General features: G+C 69.2%; 19 protein-coding genes. 4 read left to right on the top strand and 15 right to left on the bottom strand.

What is annotated here, in order from left to right; translation table 11 throughout:
• Positions 1–110: 110 nt before the first annotated feature.
• From CcI156_RS21730 to CcI156_RS21775, 10 genes are all read right to left on the bottom strand, one after another.
• Positions 111–941, bottom strand: a complete 831-nt coding sequence (locus CcI156_RS21730) for a hypothetical protein (protein ID WP_011436657.1) — start codon at positions 939–941, stop codon at positions 111–113.
• A 61-nt stretch (positions 942–1,002) separates the two neighbouring features.
• Positions 1,003–3,234: a hydantoinase B/oxoprolinase family protein gene (locus CcI156_RS21735; RefSeq protein ID WP_076807904.1), complete on the bottom strand. Its 2,232-nt coding sequence runs from the start codon at positions 3,232–3,234 to the stop codon at positions 1,003–1,005.
• Between the two features lie 205 nt (positions 3,235–3,439).
• Positions 3,440–4,123: a GPR1/FUN34/YaaH family transporter gene (locus CcI156_RS21740; RefSeq protein ID WP_011436655.1), complete on the bottom strand. Its 684-nt coding sequence runs from the start codon at positions 4,121–4,123 to the stop codon at positions 3,440–3,442.
• Between the two features lie 134 nt (positions 4,124–4,257).
• On the bottom strand, positions 4,258–5,325 hold the full coding sequence (locus CcI156_RS21745) for an NAD(P)-dependent alcohol dehydrogenase (protein WP_076807907.1): 1,068 nt from the start codon (positions 5,323–5,325) through the stop codon (positions 4,258–4,260).
• 29 nt (positions 5,326–5,354) lie between these two features.
• Positions 5,355–7,481, bottom strand: a complete 2,127-nt coding sequence (locus CcI156_RS21750) for a hydantoinase/oxoprolinase family protein (RefSeq protein ID WP_076807909.1) — start codon at positions 7,479–7,481, stop codon at positions 5,355–5,357.
• Between the two features lie 4 nt (positions 7,482–7,485).
• Positions 7,486–7,824, bottom strand: coding sequence for an acetone carboxylase subunit gamma (locus CcI156_RS21755; RefSeq protein WP_035734323.1), 339 nt, complete (start codon positions 7,822–7,824; stop codon positions 7,486–7,488).
• A 17-nt stretch (positions 7,825–7,841) separates the two neighbouring features.
• Positions 7,842–9,758 carry a hydantoinase/oxoprolinase family protein gene (locus CcI156_RS21760; RefSeq protein WP_076807911.1) on the bottom strand — a complete coding sequence of 639 codons (1,917 nt, stop codon included), beginning with the start codon at positions 9,756–9,758 and terminating at the stop codon, positions 7,842–7,844.
• A gap of 300 nt (positions 9,759–10,058) precedes the next feature.
• The gene (locus tag CcI156_RS21765) at positions 10,059–10,559 is read right to left on the bottom strand and encodes a hypothetical protein (protein ID WP_076807914.1); all 501 of its coding nucleotides are present in this window, start codon (positions 10,557–10,559) and stop codon (positions 10,059–10,061) included.
• Positions 10,560–10,564: 5 nt separating this feature from the next.
• Entirely contained in the window at positions 10,565–11,452 is an 888-nt protein-coding gene (locus tag CcI156_RS21770) for an ABC transporter permease (RefSeq protein ID WP_076807916.1), read from the bottom strand.
• Positions 11,449–12,420 carry an ABC transporter ATP-binding protein gene (locus tag CcI156_RS21775; RefSeq protein WP_011436648.1) on the bottom strand — a complete coding sequence of 324 codons (972 nt, stop codon included), beginning with the start codon at positions 12,418–12,420 and terminating at the stop codon, positions 11,449–11,451. The genes CcI156_RS21770 and CcI156_RS21775 overlap by 4 nt, the downstream gene beginning before the upstream one ends.
• A gap of 224 nt (positions 12,421–12,644) precedes the next feature.
• On the opposite strand from CcI156_RS21775, the gene CcI156_RS21780 reads away from it, so the two are divergent.
• Together CcI156_RS21780 and CcI156_RS21785 are read left to right on the top strand one after the other, a co-directional pair.
• Positions 12,645–13,046 carry a BlaI/MecI/CopY family transcriptional regulator gene (locus CcI156_RS21780; protein ID WP_011436647.1) on the top strand — a complete coding sequence of 134 codons (402 nt, stop codon included), beginning with the start codon at positions 12,645–12,647 and terminating at the stop codon, positions 13,044–13,046.
• Entirely contained in the window at positions 13,043–13,969 is a 927-nt protein-coding gene (locus CcI156_RS21785; protein ID WP_011436646.1) for a M56 family metallopeptidase, read from the top strand. The genes CcI156_RS21780 and CcI156_RS21785 overlap by 4 nt, the downstream gene beginning before the upstream one ends.
• Before the next feature lie 21 nt (positions 13,970–13,990).
• Here CcI156_RS21785 and CcI156_RS21790 read toward each other — a convergent pair whose 3' ends face one another.
• The 5 genes from CcI156_RS21790 to CcI156_RS21810 are packed head-to-tail and all read right to left on the bottom strand — an operon-like array spanning position 13,991 to position 17,088.
• Complete coding sequence (locus CcI156_RS21790; RefSeq protein ID WP_076807918.1) at positions 13,991–14,587, bottom strand: hypothetical protein; 597 nt, start codon at positions 14,585–14,587, stop codon at positions 13,991–13,993.
• A 50-nt stretch (positions 14,588–14,637) separates the two neighbouring features.
• On the bottom strand, positions 14,638–15,624 hold the full coding sequence (htpX, locus tag CcI156_RS21795; protein WP_035734321.1) for a zinc metalloprotease HtpX: 987 nt from the start codon (positions 15,622–15,624) through the stop codon (positions 14,638–14,640).
• Between the two features lie 55 nt (positions 15,625–15,679).
• On the bottom strand, positions 15,680–15,961 hold the full coding sequence (locus CcI156_RS21800) for a hypothetical protein (protein WP_011436643.1): 282 nt from the start codon (positions 15,959–15,961) through the stop codon (positions 15,680–15,682).
• The gene (locus tag CcI156_RS21805; protein ID WP_076807920.1) at positions 15,958–16,713 is read right to left on the bottom strand and encodes a PspA/IM30 family protein; all 756 of its coding nucleotides are present in this window, start codon (positions 16,711–16,713) and stop codon (positions 15,958–15,960) included. The genes CcI156_RS21800 and CcI156_RS21805 overlap by 4 nt, the downstream gene beginning before the upstream one ends.
• 60 nt (positions 16,714–16,773) lie before the next feature.
• Entirely contained in the window at positions 16,774–17,088 is a 315-nt protein-coding gene (locus tag CcI156_RS21810; protein WP_023842009.1) for an SHOCT domain-containing protein, read from the bottom strand.
• Between the two features lie 574 nt (positions 17,089–17,662).
• On the opposite strand from CcI156_RS21810, the gene CcI156_RS21815 reads away from it, so the two are divergent.
• Both CcI156_RS21815 and CcI156_RS21820 read left to right on the top strand, forming a co-directional pair.
• Entirely contained in the window at positions 17,663–18,220 is a 558-nt protein-coding gene (locus CcI156_RS21815; RefSeq protein ID WP_076807924.1) for a GNAT family N-acetyltransferase, read from the top strand.
• 32 nt (positions 18,221–18,252) lie between these two features.
• Positions 18,253–18,741: a MarR family winged helix-turn-helix transcriptional regulator gene (locus CcI156_RS21820; protein ID WP_076807922.1), complete on the top strand. Its 489-nt coding sequence runs from the start codon at positions 18,253–18,255 to the stop codon at positions 18,739–18,741.
• Positions 18,742–19,045: the final 304 nt, after the last annotated feature.

Here is a 19,045-nt window from a genome sequence, read left to right on the forward strand (position 1 = left end):
CGCCTCCCGCGCGGCGGCAACGATCAGCGACTCCAGAGTCTCCTCGGGCAGACGGCCAAACGGGGTATGACCCCAGCCCACGATCTCCACGTCGTCCACGTCGGATCCCTTCAGTGCGTGCCCGCGGCCAGGGCGGTGAGCCTGGTCAGCACGATTTCCGGGGAGGCCTCGGTGGGGATCTCACCGAACCGGAACCCACGCTTGGCGGCGGCGTCGAGCAGCCGGGCGGCCTCGCTCGTGTCGCTCCACACCTCCGCTGGCAGTCCCCCGCCGTAGCGCCGATCATCGGGCAGGACGCCGGCTGGCAGGTGCGGCAGGAGCAGCAGGTCACCGGGCAGCTTGGGGTCGAGCTGGTCGGGGTCGGTCACGCCGTTCAGTCGGACCGCGGTGATCCAGCCGTAGTGCCCGGCCGCGGCCAGCAGACTGGACCAGGCGTCGGTCTCGTCCTCATCCGGCCCGCCCGCCGTGTCACAGGTGATCTGCAGCCCCCGGACCGGCCGGTCCGCCACCGAGCGGATCACCTCCAGCAGGCCGGTCGCGACGTCGTCGAGCGCGTCGAAGTCGATCCCCGCACCGGACGCGAGCAGCCTGCGCGGTGACGGGCAGTCCAGCACCAGGTCGACACGATCGCCGAACTGGTGCAGCAGCGCGTCGAGAGTGTCGGCCAGYACGCGGCGCGGCGCCGGCAGCTCCAACGCCGCACAGACGGCAGCGGCCTCGCTATCGCCGACGAGGTGGCGGGAGAACGGACCTGAAACGTTGACACCGTACACATCGGACCGCAGTAACCGGTGTGCCTGTGCACTCGCCGCGACCAGCGTGGCCGGGTCGTCATACCAGCGCTCGGGGGCGCCGGCGAAGACCCTCCACACGTACCGGTCGCAGTCCAGCCAGGTCAGGGTGTCGCGCCTGGCGTGGATCCAGTCGTCCACAGCGTTCATCGTTCTCCCGCCGTCCTCATCAGTCCCGCAGCATCAGGCCCGCGCCGTCAGCCCTGCACCGTCAGTCCTGCAGCTCCGCCAGCTTGGCCTCCAGCTGCGCGATCCGCACGTCCTTCGGGTCGGGCATCATCACCGGCACGATCGCGTCCGCGGGGCAGGTGTCCTGCGGAGTGCCGCGGAACAGCACCCGCGGGTCGCCCCAGGAGCCGAAGAACGGCACGTCGGCCGGAGGCGTCTCGKTCTCCCATTCCTTGACGAACTCCRCATACGGCTTGCCCCGCCGCAGCCGAGCCGCCCGCTCGGCCTCCCGGGCCGCYGTGGTGCCCTCGGCGTCCAGCACGGCGGTGTCGGGGTTGAGCACCACGTGGTAGATGTCGCGGACGGTGTCCATGGACACCAGGCCGTCGCGGTAGTCGGAAGCCACCAGCTCGGGATCGCGTTCGAGCACGTCCCCGTAGCCACCGCCGGTGCCCTGGGTGAGCATGTACAGCTCGCCGCGCTCGGCGAGCTCGAACTGCATGCCCATGTGATGCGTCGAGTAGGTCGCGTCCGGGAACGGACGCTCGTTCATCAGTTCCTCGACGGTGTAGCGCAGCAGTTCGCGCTGGTTGTCCATCACCTTGAAGATGTCGACATTCTTGATCTTGCACAGCGGGTAGGTGCCGGGGCCGTAGCCGCCGAAGATGCCGTGCGAGCTGGGGAACTTCGAGCCGATGCTGCACGCCATGAAGCCCCACATGGCGCTGTCCTTGACGGTGGCGATCTGCTGGTAGCCCTGGCCGCCGCGGAACTTGCCGAAGCCCTGGTTGTCCCGCATTACCCTGTTCGGCACGATCTTGAGAATCGGGACTTCTTCCTCGATGAGTTCCTGCTCCCCGATGTCGGCCATGGGCGCGAAGATCGGGGCGACCGCGTGCTCGCCGTCCCGGTTGGACCGCGCGGCCCCGCCCATGCCGTTGAGGTCGGCGCACACGTTGCCCACCAGCTCGCCGTGCTGGGTGACACCACCGTAGATGAACGTGACGATCATGTTGAACCAGCCGGCGATGACGTCCGTAGAGCGTTCACCCGCGCTGTAGAGGAGCTTCGGCGTCGCCAGCTGGGCCGCGGTGAAGGAGGGGAAGAACGTCATCATGCTCTGCGCGTTCGGCGCCTCCGGCGAACAGTTCAGCGCCGACCGCGGGTCGGTGAGAACAGTCATCGGCTCGAACACCGCCTGGTTTCGCGGCAGGTCCRGCCACACGAAGGTCAGGAACTCCTGGGCCAGCATGCCCTTCATCGACGAGAGGATCGTGTTGTTGGCCCGGTTCAGGAATTCCGGCGACGAGCCCCGGAAATCCAGGATCAGCTCGTCGTCCTTCTTGGTCATCGCCAGTCTGATCTTGACCAGGCAGTTCTCCCGCAGCGTCCCGTCCGCGAAGACGTTCTGCCGCACGGTGCCCTCCGGCCACGACCTCAGCCGGCGGCGGACCTCGTCGGCGGTGTCGGTCAGGGTGCGCCGCAACGTGGCGACGACCGCGTCGACACCGTACTCGGCGATGGTGTYGTGGATCCGGTCCCTTGTCCRCATCGCCGCGTACAGCTTGGCCTTCATGCCCTCCAGCTGCAGCTTCGGCTCGCGCACCGAGTTCTGYAGGAAGGTCATGAGGTCACGGCGGAACGTGTAGTTCTCACCGACCTTGATCGGCGAAATCTTCAATCCCTCGTCGAACGGGGACTCCGCCGCCGAGGGCATACCGCCGGGTTCGGTGGCGCCGTTCTCCCCCTCGTGGCAGACCGCGCCGGCGAAGCAGATCAGCTGCCCCTCGTGGAAGACCGGGATGAGGATGCTCTGGTCGGTGTTGTGGACGTTGCCGTAGCGGGCGTCGTTGTGCATGAAGACATCGCCCTCACGGACCCCGACCGTCGGCTCATCCACCCAGTACTTGACAATGAACTTGACCGGGTGCTGCGTGAGCACCGAGAACAGCAGCACACCACCCATGCTGGACAGGGCGAGGTCACCCGAGGCCGTCCACACCCCGGAGATCAGGTCGCCCCACTTCGCGCCGGGCGCCGCGCCCATCTGCTCGACCATGTCGAAGGACTCGTTACACGCGGTCTGCAGCTTGTGCMGCACCAGGTTGATCTGCTCGGGATCGGTGAACCGCGCGAGCGCCTCCGTTTCGCGGGGCGACTCCGGGGCGAGATGGTGGCTTTGCATGATCYCGGGGTCGGGCCCGAGGAACAGGACGTTTTCTTCGAGGAACTTCTCGACGACTGACTTGCCGTCAGCGTGGTCGGGCTGGCTCATGAATCTACACCTTCTGCTAAGACGTGCCTGGCGGGCGAGGGCGAGCGGCTTCCCAGGCCCGACACAGGCCACGCGAAACGGACGAGGGGGTTGATGACGCCGACCCTGCTGATTCCCATCAGCCTGACGGCGTGTTCGGCTCAGTACAAGAACTTTCCATCAATACGCGCTAGCCGGCCAGCTACGACCATCGGATCGCAGCATKTTATCCGGAGATGACCGGCTTGCCGAGCGGCAGACCCTTCCCGCCGGTCTCGGCGGACATGACGGCGAGGTAGAGGTAGGCCGCTACCGCGGTGAAGCCGAACACCAGGTAGCCGCCGGCGTGGGTGAGGGCGGTGCTGGTGTTGATGGTGCCGAGCAGTAGCAGCAGCAGCGCGCCGTCCGCGAACCCGAGCAGCAGGGTGAAACTGCTGGGCAGGCGCAGGGTGGCCACGGTGACCAGGACGAGGGTGACCARCCAGCTGATCAGCCACAGCTCGGTGGTTCTGGTGATCTGGGTGGCGGGGATGTTGTACCAGTTGTGGCCGAGGCCGAGGCCAAACGCGGCGTAGCTGCCGTAGAACCCGAAGAACACCGCGAACAGGCTGGCCAGGGGGTTCTGCCCGAGCGCCGCCGCCCAGATCGCGGCGACCAGGAGACCGACGGCGGCGGAGGTCAGGATGATCGGCAGTGCCGCGCCGGCCGCGGCGGGCGGAAGCCAGCCGGTGTCGACCAGCCCGAGGCCGAAAGCCCCGGCGATGACGGTGGGGAGGCCGAACACGGCCGGGTTGCCGCGCAGCGGGCTGAGGGGCGGCGGAGCGGGTAACGAGACGGGTAAGGCCTCGCTCTCGTTCAGTAATGGCTGTTGGGGACTGGAAACGGTGGCGCTGCCGGTGCTGGTGGTCATCGGGATGAAACCTCCTGAACGGGCAGCCCGCCTACCGGGCGGCCTGCCGGGCATGCTGCRGGTACGGGCGGCGGAGGGCCGGGCGGGCCGCGGCGGAACCGCCGGGCAGCGCCCAGCCCTCCTGGTTTTACTGGTTATGCGAAACGGATGAGGGGTTTGATGACGCCGTCCTCCTTGGTTTCCATCATGCTGAAGGCACGTTCGATCTCGTCGAACCCGAACTCATGGGTCGTCATCGGCGTAGGATCCACCCGGCCGGAACGCATGAGGGTGAAGATTCGCTCGAGCCGATCGCTTCCGCCTGGGCAGAGCGACGTCAGGATCTTCTTGTCCGACATACCCAGGCCGAACGGTTCCAACGGGATCTGCAGCGGTGCCGGGTTCTCACCGTGATACCCGATATTCGATATCCGGCCACCGGGTTTGGTCACCCGGATGCAGTCCTCGAAGGTCTGCGGATGACCGAGCGCCTCGATCGCGCCGTCCACGCCGACGCCGCCGGTGAGATCGAGGATCTGGTTCACCACATCACCAGCGGCGGGGTCGACGACCACGTCCGCGCCGAATCGACGTGCCAGCTCCTGCCGTTCGGGCCGTCCTTCCACGGCGATGATCAGTCCGGCGCCGAGCAGCCGGCAGCCGATGGTGGCGGATAACCCTACCGGCCCCTGAGCGAAGATCGCGACGGACTCACCGAGCCGCAGCTGCGCGTTCTCCGCGCCACCGAACCCGGTGGAGAGCATGTCGGTCGCGTAGACGGCTTTCTCGTCGGGCAGGTCGGCCGGAATGCGAGCGAGGTTGGCGGCCGCATTGTTGACGAGAAAGTACTCCGCCATGTTGCCATCGCGCTGCGTGGTGAATTTGTACCCACCGAGCATTCCCTGGCACTGGGTACTGAAACCCCGCTGGCAGGGGCCGCAGTGAAAGCACGGCGTAAGCGCCCCGACCGCTACCCGCTCACCGGCCTCGAATCCAGTGACCGCGGCGCCCAGGTCGTGGACGACACCGACCGCCTCGTGCCCGAGAGCGCGGCCTTCGGGAACGGGAATGGCGCCCCGGACGGTGTGCACATCGGAGGTGCAGATAAGCGCCGATGTTGTCCGTACGATCGCGTCAGTTGGCCCTGGCTTCGGTATGGGCTTCTCGATGACGCCGGCCTTGCCGATGCCGAGAAACGCCAGTGCCTRCATGGTGGCTGGCATGGTTACCAACCTCGCTTCCCACGTCTCGCTCAGATGGTCCGAACGAGCACCGCGGAGCCGGTACGGCCGATGGTCAGCTGCCATCCGGGTTCGGCGAGGTAGGTCGTGCTCGGGGTTTCGATCAGGGCGGGGCCCTCGATGACGTGGCCTTCTTCGAGGTCGGCGAAGTCGTAGACGGCAGTCTTGACCGCGCCGTCGATGCCCGGGTAGTGGCATTCCCGCCACCGGGCGGGGTTCGACGCGGGGCGCGGCTCGGCCTGGGTGGGCTGCAGGTCGAACTTGTCGCGTTCGACGTAGCTGACCACGCGGATGACGTTGATGCGCACACCGGCCTCGGGCGCCTGGCTGCCTTCGCCGTACCGCTTGGCGTAGATGCTGCTGAACAGGTCCAGCAGCTCGATCACGTCGCGGTGTGAGGTGAGCCGCTCGAACGGCGACACCACCCCGATCTGGGCGAGCTGGTTGCCGTAGCGCATGTCCAGCTCCACCCGCGAGCGGATGTTGGCGGGGTCGGCGCCCTGGCGGAGGAGGTCGTCGCGGCCCTTCGCGGCAAGTTCCGTCACCGTGTCGTTGAAGACCTGGAAGTCGTCCAACATCCTGCGGGTGGTGGCGTCGTAGACCATCAGGTACAGCGAGTACTCATGAATGTGCAGCTGGTTCATATTGCCGGCGCCCAGCGCGGAGAACACCGAGCTGAACGGCGGGATCAGCACATTCTGGWTGCCCAGCGTGTTGGCGTATCCGCAGGCGTGCAGCGGACCACCGCCGCCGTAGCTAAGCGCGACGAAGTTCTTCGGGTTATAGCCCTTGACCGCGACCTCCTTGAAGATCGCGTTGGCMATGTTGCTGTCCACCTTGCGCTTGATCGCCTTCGCCGCCTCGATCAGGCTCAGTCCGGTGGGCTTGCAGATGTGCTCCTCGATGGCCCGCTGCGCCCGGCGCAGGCTGAGCTTGATCGTGCCACCGGCGTAGTTGTCCGCGTCGAGGTAGCCCAGCACCAGGTTCGCGTCCGTGGTGGTCGGGAACCGCCCGCCCCGGCCGTAGCAGGCCGGGCCCGGGTCGGAACCGGCGCTTTCCGGGCCGACCTCGATGGCCTCCCACAGGYGGTCGTAGCGGGCGATGGAGCCACCGCCGGCGCCGAGGGTGTGCAGGTAGGTCATCGGGGTGGAGACGAGCCAGCGGTCGATGACCGGGTTGAAGTCGTAGAACTTCACCCCGTCGGAGGTGACCAGGCCGATGTCGAAGCTGGTGCCGCCCATGTCGGTGGCGATGATGTTGGGCTGGTGGTAGGTCTTCGACAGGTAGTTGGTGGCCTCCAGCCCGGCGACCGGCCCGGAGTGGATGGTCTGCAGCGAGGAGGTCGAGTTCAGCTGGGCCATGCCGCTGGTGTTGTGCACCAGCAGCATCGGCTTGGTGTAGCCGTTGCGGCGCAGCTCGATCTCCAGCGACGCCAGCCCGTGGTACATCTGGCTGTGCAGGTAGGCGTCGATGACCGCCGACATGGTCCGGGCGTACTCACCCTTGCGGCCGGTCACCCGGTGCGACAGCACGATCGGGATCGCCCCCAGCATGTGCGTGGGGTACTCGTCGAGGATGATCCGCTCGACTTCCTTCTCGTGGGCCGGGTTGATCACCGCGTTGACCAGCGCGACCACGAACGCCTGCGCGCCCTCGTCCACCAGCTTGCGCACCTGACGGCGCACGTCGTCCTCGTCGATGGACAGCACCGCCGTGCCGCCGTAGTCGACGCGTTCCTGCACGCCGGCGATCCGGGTCACCGGCACCAGCGACACCGGCCGGTCCGCGGCGGGCAGGTCGGACTGCTGGGCCTCGGTCAGCCCGTCGCCGTAGCCACGGGCCCRCATCAACGGCACGGTCGATTCGAAACCGGCGGTGGTGAGGATGCCGACCGCCGGACCGCTGCGTTCGATGAGCGCGTTCGTCCCGAGGGTCGTGGCGTAACGCACCGCGTCGACGGTCGAGAGCACCGTCTGCACATCCAGGTCCGCCTGGGCACTGGCCTTTGCCAGGGCATCCATGAAGCCGGAGGCGAGGTTGTGGTGCGTGGTCAGCGACTTCGCCTCGATGTAGGTGTCGTCGTAAACAAGAAAGCAGTCGGTGAACGTGCCACCGATGTCAACACTTACCTGCCGCATGTCCCTAGCCCTCCACAGCGCTGAGGTGGCGACGCTTCAACGCGTCGATATCGAGTTCGAGGTCGTGCGTCAGCGGATGACCAGGCGGCAGGTACTCGTTCTCCACCTGCGTCCCGCAACCCGGGCAGTAGAACTCGACGATCCGGCACCAGGCCGGGTCGGGGGCGTAGGTGAACTCGTAGCTCTCGTCCAGGATCGGCCGGTGAATCTCCCGCGGGTCACGGTTGTGGACCAGCAGCCCGGTCTTGTAGTTCTCGCGGGCGTTCGCGATGTCATGCCCGCACACCCGGCAGGTCCATCGCTCGGTCGCCAGATTAATCGCGAGATACTCGGTGATGTTCACGGTGGACTGCTGCTCGCTCACTGCTGGGCCTCCAGGATCAGGTCAGAGTTGCTGCTCACCCGGAACCCCCACCCGGGCTCGATCAGACAGGTCAGATAGTCACCCGCGACCAGCGCCGRCCCCGCGGCTCCCTGCCCCGGCTCCAGATTCTCCGGACGGTAGACCGCAATCTCCTGCTCGTTACCGTCAGCGAAATGGATACGACGCGATCCGTCCGCGGCCGCCGGCTGCACCGTGCCGTGTTCGTCGGCCACCAGCTCGAAGGTCGGCAGCGGATACCAGGCCCGCACCACCAGCTGATCGGCCTGCCCGGGAGACGACCCGTCGGTCCACGTCTCGTCCCGCAACACGCCGTCGACGATGAATCGGCCGCGGGTCTCGACAGTGCATTCGTCGATGGACACGCCTTCACCGAACATGTCACGCCGCGCGCGGGTCAACAGATCGTCGCGGGCCGCCTTCACCTCGACGTCGACGCCCGRCATCGGCACGCTGTACTCGTGCGCCAACCCGCTGAAACCGATACCGAACGCGCTGAACACCGCCGACAGATGCGGCACGATCACCCGTGCGATCCCCGCCGCCCRCGCGATCCCCGAGGCAAGCACCGGACCGGCGCCACCGAAGGCCAGCAGCGTGGCCTCACCCGGCTCACGACCCGCCGCGGAGATCATCTCCTTGACCGCGGCCCCCGCCTGCTCCTCGAACACCCGCAACACCGCGAGCRCCGCGGCCTGCGCCGACAACGACAGGGGCTCCCCGACATGGGTCAGCAACGCCCGCTCCGCCCGGGCCGGGTCCAACTTCAGATCCCCACCCAGATAGTTGTCCGGGTCCAACACCCCGGCAAGCAGCAGGGCATCGGTCACCGTCGCATCGGTGCCACCACGGCCGAAAGACGCCGGGCCGGGCGCGGCACCCACACTGCGCGGACCGATCTGAATCTGACCGTTGACGACCTGGACCACCGAACTGCCACCCAGCCCGATACTGCTCAGGTCCGGAATCGGCAGCGAGGTCTGYGCCGAATCGACCCGGCCGTGCGCGTGCACCGTCAGGGCCTTGTCCACCACGACCGACACGTCGGTCGTGGTGCCACCCACGTCCACCCCGACCAGCACGTCCGCGCCGTAGAGCGAGGCGTAGGCGACGCTGCCCTCCAGCCCACCCCGCGGCCCGGAACCCCACGTCTTCAACGCCGTGGTCTTGGCCACCCGGGCCGAGTCCCCGTCATTCCGGAAGATCAGCAGCGGGCGAGGCAGCCCGTTCTCCCGGCACGCCTTCTCCGCGCCGTAGAGGAAGTGCTCCATCCCCGGGTGCAGGTAGGAGTTCAGCACCGCGGTCAGCACCCGCCGCGCGTCGTCGACGTCGTGCACAAGCTCATGCGACAGGGTGAACGGAACCGCGCCCAGCAGATGCCGCGGGTACCGCTCCAACAACAGATTCTTGATCGCCCGCTCCGCCGCCGCACTCCGCAGCGCGATCACGATCCGCGAGGTACTCGTCGCCAACAGTTCGTTGATTGCCGTCGTGAACTCCGCCAAGCCCACCGACCCGTCGGCGCCCACCGTGATCCCGACCGGAGAATGCGGCACCAGCGCCTGCCACAGCGAGGCGTCGACCAGGTTCGCAATGCCGTAGACGTCCTCCTCCGCACCGCTGTCGACCAGCAGGGCGACCGGTGCGCCCTTCCGCTCGACCACGGCGTTCGTACCCGACGTCGTCGAATAGCGCAGGTACTCCGTCTCGCGCAACAGACGAGCGGTGTCCTCCTCGCCATACAGCCGGTCGGACGCTGTCCGCAGCCCGTCGACGAAACACTGCGTTAAATCGTGCGGGGTCGTCGGCGTCTTCGCATGCACGATGCGCTCACCGTCCGTCACGCACACATCGGTGAACGTGCCACCGTTGTCGATATTGACCAGGATTCCCATCGGCCCTCCGCTGCATCGTTGCGTGAAGTGGGTCACAACTTTGCAGCCAGCGAAGGGTGGTTGCACCACTCCTAGGGGTGGCTGGGAGATAGAAATCGGGTGGTTAAACGCAATGCTGTTGGCCCAGAGCCACGCCCAACCTCGCCAGTAGTCCTATCTAGTAGTTTCACGAATACCATAGGTTACGTCCAAGGGCTATTCTCCTGGTTGATCGGTTCGCGCCCGAGGGCGGGACGCGAGGCCGGCCGGCCCCGCTCACCGGGATGGCCGTGCCGGCCGGGCCTCCCCACGCCCCGCGATTCAGGTGGTGTCGAAGCAGCCGTCGAACTCGAACACCGGGTTGATCACATAGGTGCCCGTGGTGGCCTTGATGGTTAGCGGACCGACAAGCTTAGATGGGCCGCCGGCCTGGTAACAGCCGTTGGAGCGGACCTGGAGCTCGAACTTGCCGTTCTGGGGCTTTCCGGCGCTGTCGGTCCAGCGGAGCTGGCAGATCCAGTCGCTGCCGGCGCCCCGGTCCGGTACCTGGGGGCCGCCTTTGTCGCAACTGGCCTTGGCGGCGACGGCGGCCGGGGTAAGGCCGGGGTGACCGAGCAGGGCCTGCTGGTGGGTGTAGAGGTTGGCGAAGACGGGACCGAGGGAGTTTTCGACGCGGGGCCGGGTGAAGTCGGTGGCACAACCGGCCAGGGCGACGGCCAGGGCGACGGCCAGGGCGACGGCCAGGGCGGTCGCGGCGCTGACGGCGGACGTCGCCCGGGTCAGTCGGACGAGGGCAGGTCGGACGAGGGCGGGTCGTCGCATCGGGGTCAGCCTCCGGTGATGTCGCGCCGACGCAGCGCCGTGTAGGCGACCGCCAGGCAGATCGCGATGTAGCCGACGCTGACCAGCGCACCCTGACCCAGGGGCCCGTAGTACGGGTGCGCCGCCAGCAGGCCGTGCCAGGCGTCGAACGGGGTGACCAGCAGCAGGTGGCGGATCGCGTCGGCGCCGTTGAGGAACGAGTAGAGCTGCATGAGCAGCCCGAGGATGATCGGGCCGACGATCCCGGCGGGGCTGCTGCGGGTGAGCACCGACAGCATGATCCCGAGGGCGGTGAAGCCGAGTAGCGGCAGCAGCGCGGTCGCCCACGCGGCCAGCACCAGCCCGGCGGTCCGGCCGGGCGGCAGCAGGGTGCCCGAGAGGCTTTCCAGCGGCTGGTGACCGACGAGCAGGACGCCGGCGGCCAGGCAGCTGGCCGCCAGAACGGCGAGGACAAGGACCGCGAACGTCGCCGCGGCCAACGTCTTGGCCCAGAAGATCTGGGTGCGGCTGTGCGAGCGGGTCAGGATCGTCTTCCAGGTGCCGTGCTGGTCCTCGCTGGCGAAGATGTCCCCGGCCACCAGGCTGGTCAGCAGCGGGAACACCCATTGGGCGGCGAAGCCGAGGATGAGCAGCGGGGTCGCGAAGCCGCTGGCGTGCACCCACCGGCCGTACAGGGTGTCCTTCGGGACACGGTCCTGGCGGTCGAGCAGCACGACGAACACGCACGGGGCGAGCAGGCAGACGGCGAGCGTCGCGCGGGTGCGGGCCTGGGCGGCAAGCTTGGTGACCTCCCACCGGTAGGCGCTCRTCACCCGGCCGCGGCCGGCCGGACGTGCCCCGACCGTCGCCGGGGGCGTGGTGGTCGTCGCGGAGGCTGTGCTTGTCGTGGTCACCGGGTCGCTCCGAGGCGGGCGTGCTGCTGGGTTGGCAGGTCGGCGGCGGTCCGGTCGGGTTCGGTGAACATGAAGAACAGCGACTCCAGTGGCGCGATCTCCAGTCCGAGGGTCCGTACGGCCACACCGTCCCGGCCGAGAGCGATGATGTAGGCGTCCGCGGCCGCGGGCTGGGCGGTCAGCGCCAGCCCGCCGTCCGGGTGAGTCGACACGGCTACGCCGGGATGGTCGGCGGCCAGCTCCAGCGCCCGGTCGTCGTCGCTGGTCGCCAGCCGGTGGGACGGGTCCGGCGCCTGGGCCCGCAGCTGGCCGATCGAGCCGTGGTAGACCACCCGGCCGGTGCGCATGATCGTGACGTTGTCGCAGATCTCCTCGACCTCGTTCATGTTGTGGCTGCTGAGCAGCACGGTCAGCCCACCCGCGGCGAGCCGTTTGACCAGGGCCCGCATGTCGCGGATACCGGCCGGGTCCAGGCCGTTGGCCGGCTCGTCCAGCACCAGCAGCCGCGGGTCGCGTAGCAGCGAGGCGGCCACCCCGAGCCGTTGACGCATCCCGAACGAGTAGCCGCCGACCTTGTCCCCGGCCCGGTCGGCAAGATCCACCAGGTCGAGGACCCTGTCGATCCGGCTGTCGGCGTCACCGCCGTCGAGTCCGGCCAGCAGCTCCAGGTTCCTCCGGCCGGACAGATATGGATAGAAACGGGGGCTCTCGATGAACCCCGCGACCCCGTCCAATGTCGCYGGGCCGGCCTGGGCCCAACTGCGACCGAACARCCGCAACACCCCGGCGTCCGGGCGGATCAACCCGAACAGCATCCGCAGGAACGTCGTCTTCCCGGCACCGTTCGGGCCGAGGATGCCGTAGACCTCCCCGACGTCCACCCGCAGATCAACATGATCCACCGCAGTGAGACCGCCGAAGCGTTTCACCAGGCCGGTGGCCTCCACCGCCGGTACGCCAGCCGCCATACGTCCCTCCCTCAAGATATCTACTACTCGATGAATAGTAGACGCGCGGGTGCGCGGCAGGCGGCAAGGGCCGGGCCGGGTGGAGACCGATCCAGTGCCACCGAGAGGCCCGCTACGCGGATGGTCGGCAGCGGGCCAGGGCAGGCCTGTACCACTCGACCGTTCGTACTATCAACGCGATAGTAGTGAGTGGTCGCAAGCGACAGCCGCGAGGAGGGCAACGGATGGCGAAGCGGCGGGAGCCGGGAGCGCTCGAACGAGAGGTGCTCGCCGCGATCGCGGCGGCCGGCCGGCCGCTCACCCCGACCGAGACGCTCGCCGAACTCGGCGAGCCGCTGGCCTACACCACCGTGATGACCACGCTGGCCCGGCTGCACGACAAGGGCGCACTCACCCGGCAGCCCGCCGGCCGCTCCTACGCCTACACGCTGGCCGCCGAACCGGAAACCCTCGACGCCGCACTCACCGCCCGCCAGATGACCCGCCTGCTCGGCGCTGGCGCCAACCGGGCTGAAGCCCTGGCCCGCTTCGTCGCGGATCTGCGTCCCGAAGACGAACAACTCCTCGCCGACATCCTCGCCAGCCACCACCCGCGGTCAGAGACGGACGGCGGGCAGGGGCTATGACGGCCGTCGCGCTGATCCCGTTGGCCACGAACCTGCTGCTGGCCGTCAGCGGCGGCTGGCTCGGCCGGCGGTTGCCGCCCGCCGCCGCCACCCGGCTGCTGACCCTGGCCTGTCTGGTCACCGCGTTGGCCACCGGATTCGTCCTGGCCGTCGCCGCCTTCACCCTGCTCGCCCAGCTGCCCCTGCTCACCGCGGTCGGGCACTGGTCGGCCACCATGATCCGCGGCCACGACCCGCTACCCGCCGCGGCCGGGCTGGTGCCGGCCGCCGTCGTCGTCGGGCTGCTCGCCGCCGCCGCCCGGCGCGCCGCCGCCCTCGGCCAGGACCTCGCCGCCGCGGAACTCACCTGCCGGCGGCTCGGACCGTCGCCTACCGGCCTCGTCATCGTCGAGGACGACCACCCCGACGCCTACACGCTGCCCGGACTGACCGGCCGGATCGTGGTGTCCACCGCCATGCTGCGCGCGCTGCCCGCCGACGAACGCCGCGTGCTACTCGCCCATGAACGCTCCCACCTGCATCACCGCCACCACGCCTACACCCAGCTCGCCGACCTCGCCGCCGCCGCCAACCCGCTGCTGCGGACACCCGCCGCCGCCGTGCGCCTCGCCGTCGAACGCTGGGCCGACGAAGACGCCGCCGCTGTCACCGAAGATCGCGCTGTGGTCGCCCGGGCCTTGGCCCGCGCCGGCCTCGCCCGCACCGGCATGCCGACCACTCCGACCTCGGCACTCGGCGCCGTGCACACCGACCTCACCCACCGGGCGCGGGCGCTGCTGGACCCGCCTCCCAAACCACGCCCCGCCCTGGCCGTTGCCCTCGCCGCGCTCGTCCTGGCCACGGCCGCCGCCGCCGCCGACACCGCCCACACCACCGAGCACCGCTTTGAACACGCGCAGGCAGCCTATGCGCACCGATCCTGACCGGACGAAAAGCCGACGAGGTCACCCGTGCGTGTCGGGGTCGCGACCCGGCGCGTCGATGCCGGGCGCTCCCCACAGGGGAAACCAACGGGACAGGTCCGGTTCGATCGGGAGCTCACCCGCCAGCATCTCCCGTACCTCCAGCTCGGCCGGATTGTCCCGACGCTGGTCACCGGCCGGCACGAACGGGTACCAGGTGCCGCGTTTGTAGAGGTAGATCAGCCCCATCGGCCTGCTGCCGTCGGTGAACCCGACGACGGTGCACAGCAGTGCCGGGCCGAAGCCGGCGTCGCGCACCGTGGCATTCGCCGCGTGCAGGTCGGTGACCAGGCCAGCGAGGTCCTGCTCGCCGGTCCGTCGCAGCARCCAGCTGTACCCGAAGCTGTCCGTGCGCCGCTCGTACCGGCCGCCGTCCATGCTCAGCAGCCRGTCGATCTCCTGCGCTACCCCGGTGAACGCGCCGCCTGACGCGGGTTTGACACAGACCGCTCCGACCCCGGTCGGTCGCCATGAGCTGGCGGCCTGCAGGATGACGGCGGCGGCTGGGAGCGTGAACAGCCGGTCGAGGTCCGGCGGGACGGGCCGGGTCCGGCCGAGAAGCACGTCGAGGATCCGCATGATCCGGCCTGCTTTCTACCCGGGTCACCGAACTACCCGGGCTCACCGAACTACCCGGGCTCACCGAACTGGGCGGGCTCACCGAACTGGGCGGGCTCACCGAACTGGGCGGCCAGCCGGGCAAGCTGGGCCAGGCGGGCATCCAGCGGCGGATGGGTCGAGAACAACGAGGACAGGCTGACGCCGTTCGCCAGCGCGGGAGCGAAGAAGAAGGCGTTGAACGGTTCGGCGGCCCGCAGGTCGCGGGTCGGGATCCGGGAGATCTCGCCGGTGACCTTGGTGAGCGCGGCGGCGAGCGCGGCCGGCTGGCCGGTGAGGATCGCCCCGGACCGGTCGGCGGCGAGCTCCCGGTACCGCGACAGCGCCCTGGTCAGCAGGAACGACAGCGCGTAGACGGCGGCGGAGACGACCACAACGACGAGCACGACGAGGGCGCCGCTGTCCTCGTCATCGTCACCGCCGTCACCGCCGTCACCGCCGTCGGACCGGCCGAAGCCGCCGGCCATCCCGGAGTAGAGACCGAATCGGGTGACCAGACCGGCGAGCACCCCGAGAAACGACGCGACGGTCATGACGGCCACGTCCCGGTGCGCGACGTGGGACAGCTCGTGGGACAGCACCCCCTCCAGCTCGTCGACCTCCAGCCTGCGCAGCAGCCCGGTCGTCACGCAGACGACGGCGCGTTTCGGGGTCCGGCCGGTGGCGAACGCGTTCGGCAGGTCGGTGTCCGCGACCGCCACCACGGGCTTCGGTAGGTCGGACAGCGCGCAGAGCCGATCCACGACGCCGTGCAGCCGCGGCTCCTGCGCCGGGCTGACGATGCGCCCACCGGTCGCGTACAGCGCGATGCGGTCCGAGAACCAGTACTGGGCGGCGAGCAGCCCGCCGGCGATCGCGACGACCAGGACCGGTGACACTCCGACGGCGATCAGGACGGCGATGAAGGCGACGTAGACCAACCCGAGCAGGAAGACGGTCAGCACCATCCGGGCCGACAGTCCCCGGTCCAGGGCGAACCGCCGCGGCACACGCGTCATCACCATCGTCACCTCACCATCGTCACCTCGTCGGTCGGGGCTCGGCCGCCAGAAATCAGGAGCCGGGAATCAGGCCTTCGTCGCCGAGCAGTCCRCGGACCTCCGCCAGCCCGGTGTCGGCGCGCGGCAGCACCAGCTCCGATGGCTCCAGCTGGTCCGCCGGCACCGCGCGGCCGCGGGTCCGGACCCGTTCGAGCAGCCTCGTCAAGGCTTCCTGGAATGCCGGCTCGTCACCGGCCTCGACGGCCGTCAGCAGCACGTCATCCAGCTCGTTGAGGGCCTCCAGGTCGGTTGCGGGCAGGTCGAACTGGCCCTCACCCAGAATGCGCACGATCACGGCCGCTCCTCCGGTCGAGCGGCGTCGGCCGGCGGGCGGCCGCCAATCGCCCGCGCGGGCATGGCGCTTTTGATCTCGGCCAGATCCTGATCGATGTCGGCGGTCGCGGACAGCCGGTCCAGCTCGGCCTGGATGTCGCCGCGCGGGCCACCGGCCGCCGTCTCCAAGGCGCCGGAGGCGAGTAGTTCGTCGATCGCGCCGGCCCTGGCCTGCATCTGCTCGGTCCTGTCCTCGGCCCGCTGGATTGCCAGGCCGACGTCGCCCATCTCCTCGGAGACCCCCGCCAGCGCCTCGCCGATCTTCGTCTGCGCCTCCGCCGCGGTGTACGTCRCCTTCACGGTCTCCTTCCTGGTCCGGAACGCCTCGAGCTGGGCCGCCAGCCGCCGCGCCGCCAGCGTCAACCGGTCCTCCTCCGCTCGCAGCGACGCATGCTGCTCCCGCAGATCCTCCAACTGCGCGGCCACCCCGGCCCGGCGACCGAGGGCCTCCCTGGCCAGGTCGTCGCGGCCCGCGGCGACCGCTTGGCGGGCCTGTCCGGACAGCCGCTCGGCGGCCGCCCGTAGCTGTTCGACCTGGAGCTCCAGCCGCTTCCGGCTGGTAGCGACGTCCGCGACCCCGCGGCGGACCTGCGCCAGCAGCTCGAGCTGCCGAGCGTAGGAATAGTCGAGAACCTCACGCGGATCCTCGGCGCGGTCCAACATCCTGCTGGCCTTGGCCCGGAACACCAACGCCAGCCGCCTGCTCAGGCTCATCGACGCCTTCCCTCCCCCGATCCCGTCGGTCCCTCTCCGATCTCGCCGGTCAGCCGACGGTCAGCCAGCCCTGGTGAGATCCGTCGGGCCGGGCCGTTCACGCAACACGTCCAGGCGGCGGTGGTACTCCGCCTCATCGATCTCACCGCGGGCGTAACGCTCGGCGAGGATCCGCTCGGCCGACCGCTCGCCGGGCCGTTCGGTACCGGGCCGTTCCACTCCGGGCGGTTCGGCCGACCTACCCGGCCCGCCGCCGCGGCCCGCGCGCAGGAGAGCAACCAGTACCCCGATCACCAGCCCCCAGAAGACGACCATGCTGAACGACATCAGCAGCCAGCCGCCCCAGCCCCAGGTGTGCCCATCCCAGATCATCATCGTGATCTCCTTCGATCTCGATACCCTCGGCGGTTCGATATCATTGGCGGCCTGCCGCTCCTCGACCTTCGTTCCGAGGGGCGATGGAACGAGGGCCGTTCGTCCMGGACCTGGCCGACGACCGGCCTGTGCTGGGGGAATGCCCCTGGCGCCGCCGTCCACACGACCGGCGATGGTCTGACCCGTCCCGGGCGAACTGGGCCGCGGGGCACAGGCCGCGGGCAGAGGCGTACCGCGAGCGCCCCGGGTCCGGCGGCCACGATGGCCACATCGAGGGCGGCGAGCGCCGGGCGGATGCGTTCCTCGTACGTCGTGGCCGGGTTGTGCAACGGCAGATCCGGTGCCACCACCCGATGTCCCCGCGCCCGCAGTTGCGCTCCGAGGGGCTCCCAGCACGTGGCGTCGTGCCAGGCTCCGTGCAGCAGACAGAACAGAGCCACGACCCGTGGCTATCCAGCCGGTGGCTCGCGCGCGGGTCCCACGGTCCGCCTCACAACCCACGGTCCGCCTCACAACCCACGGTCGCCGCCTTTCTCGCGGCGTGCCGCACGCTTCCGGCAAACTACCGGACACGATGAGTCTGACCACGATCATTCCCCTTCTCACGACGGACCGGCTCGTCCTGCGGCCCATCCACAACGACGACGTCGCCGGCTACACCGAGATCTGGYCCGATCCCGAGTTCACCCGCTACTTCCACCGGCCGACCGACCCGGACGGCGTCTGGCATGCCCTGGCCGGCTGCATGGGCTGCTGGGTGCTGACCGGCGTAGGTCCGTGGTCGGTTGTCGAGAAGGCGAGCGGGCAGCTCGTCGGCCAGGCGGGGCTGTGGACCGAACCCGGCTGGCCGGGCATCGAGGCCGTCTGGTTCCTGCGCCGGGACCGCTGGGGGCGCGGCTATGCCACCGAGGCCGCCACCGCGGCACTGACCTGGGTGTTCGCCCAGCGCCCCGACCTCACCGAGGTCGTCTCGGTCATCGTCCCGGCCAACGCCGCGTCTGTCCGGGTCGCCGAACGCCTCGGCATGGCATACGTCCGCAGCGAGTTCCTCCACGACGAGGCCCATGCCGTCTACGCGGTCAGCCGGGCCGGCTGGGTCACCCCAACCACTCGACAGCAAGCTTACGGATAATCCGCGACGGACCTAGTCGTTAGGCTGCGGGCATGACCGCCATGRCACCCTCCCGCGCCGGACCAGACTTGTCGTTCCTGCTGGACCACGCCAGTCATGYCCTGCGGACCCGGATGGCGGCCGCGCTCGCCGAGATCGGTCTCACCGCACGCATGCACTGCGTGCTGGTGCATGCCCTGGAGGAGGAGCGCACCCAGATCCAGCTCGCCGAGATCGGCGACATGGACAAGACAACGATGGTGGTCACCGTGGACGCCTTGGAGAAGGCCGGCCTCGCCGAACGTCGGCCCTCCGCCAGGGACCGGCGGGCTCGGATCATCGCGGTCACCGAGGCGGGCGCGCGGATCGCCGCGCGGAGCCAGGAGATCGTCGATCGGGTCCATGAGGAGGCGTTGGCGGCGCTTCCCACCAAGGAGCGGGAGGTCTTCCTGCGGGCGATGAACCGCTTGATCGAGGGGCATCTGGCCGGACCAGCGAAGAGCCCTCAGCCGGTCCGGCGGGCCCGCCAGCGGGCTCAGTAGCCACGAGAGCCACGCCTTCCACCGCCGCCGCATCTTCCAGCTGATGATCGTTCAGGACGGCAGCGTCGTGACCGTGGCGACGCCGGCCATTCAGAGCGACCTGGGTTTCTCACGAGGGCAACTGCTCGGCAAGCGGCAAGGACGGCGACGAGAACAAGGGCAGCCGGGTCCCCAAGTAAACGCTTCCAGCTAGAGTTTTCCCCGATTGGGACGTAGCCACCGCGGCCGTCCACGCGGGCGCTGTAGTCGACGCCGTGGCCGGGAACCGGCTGATTCACACCGACCTTCATGCCCACTAGTTCAT

This window comes from Frankia sp. CcI156 (assembly GCF_001983015.1).
Classification (GTDB): domain Bacteria; phylum Actinomycetota; class Actinomycetes; order Frankiales; family Frankiaceae; genus Frankia; species Frankia casuarinae.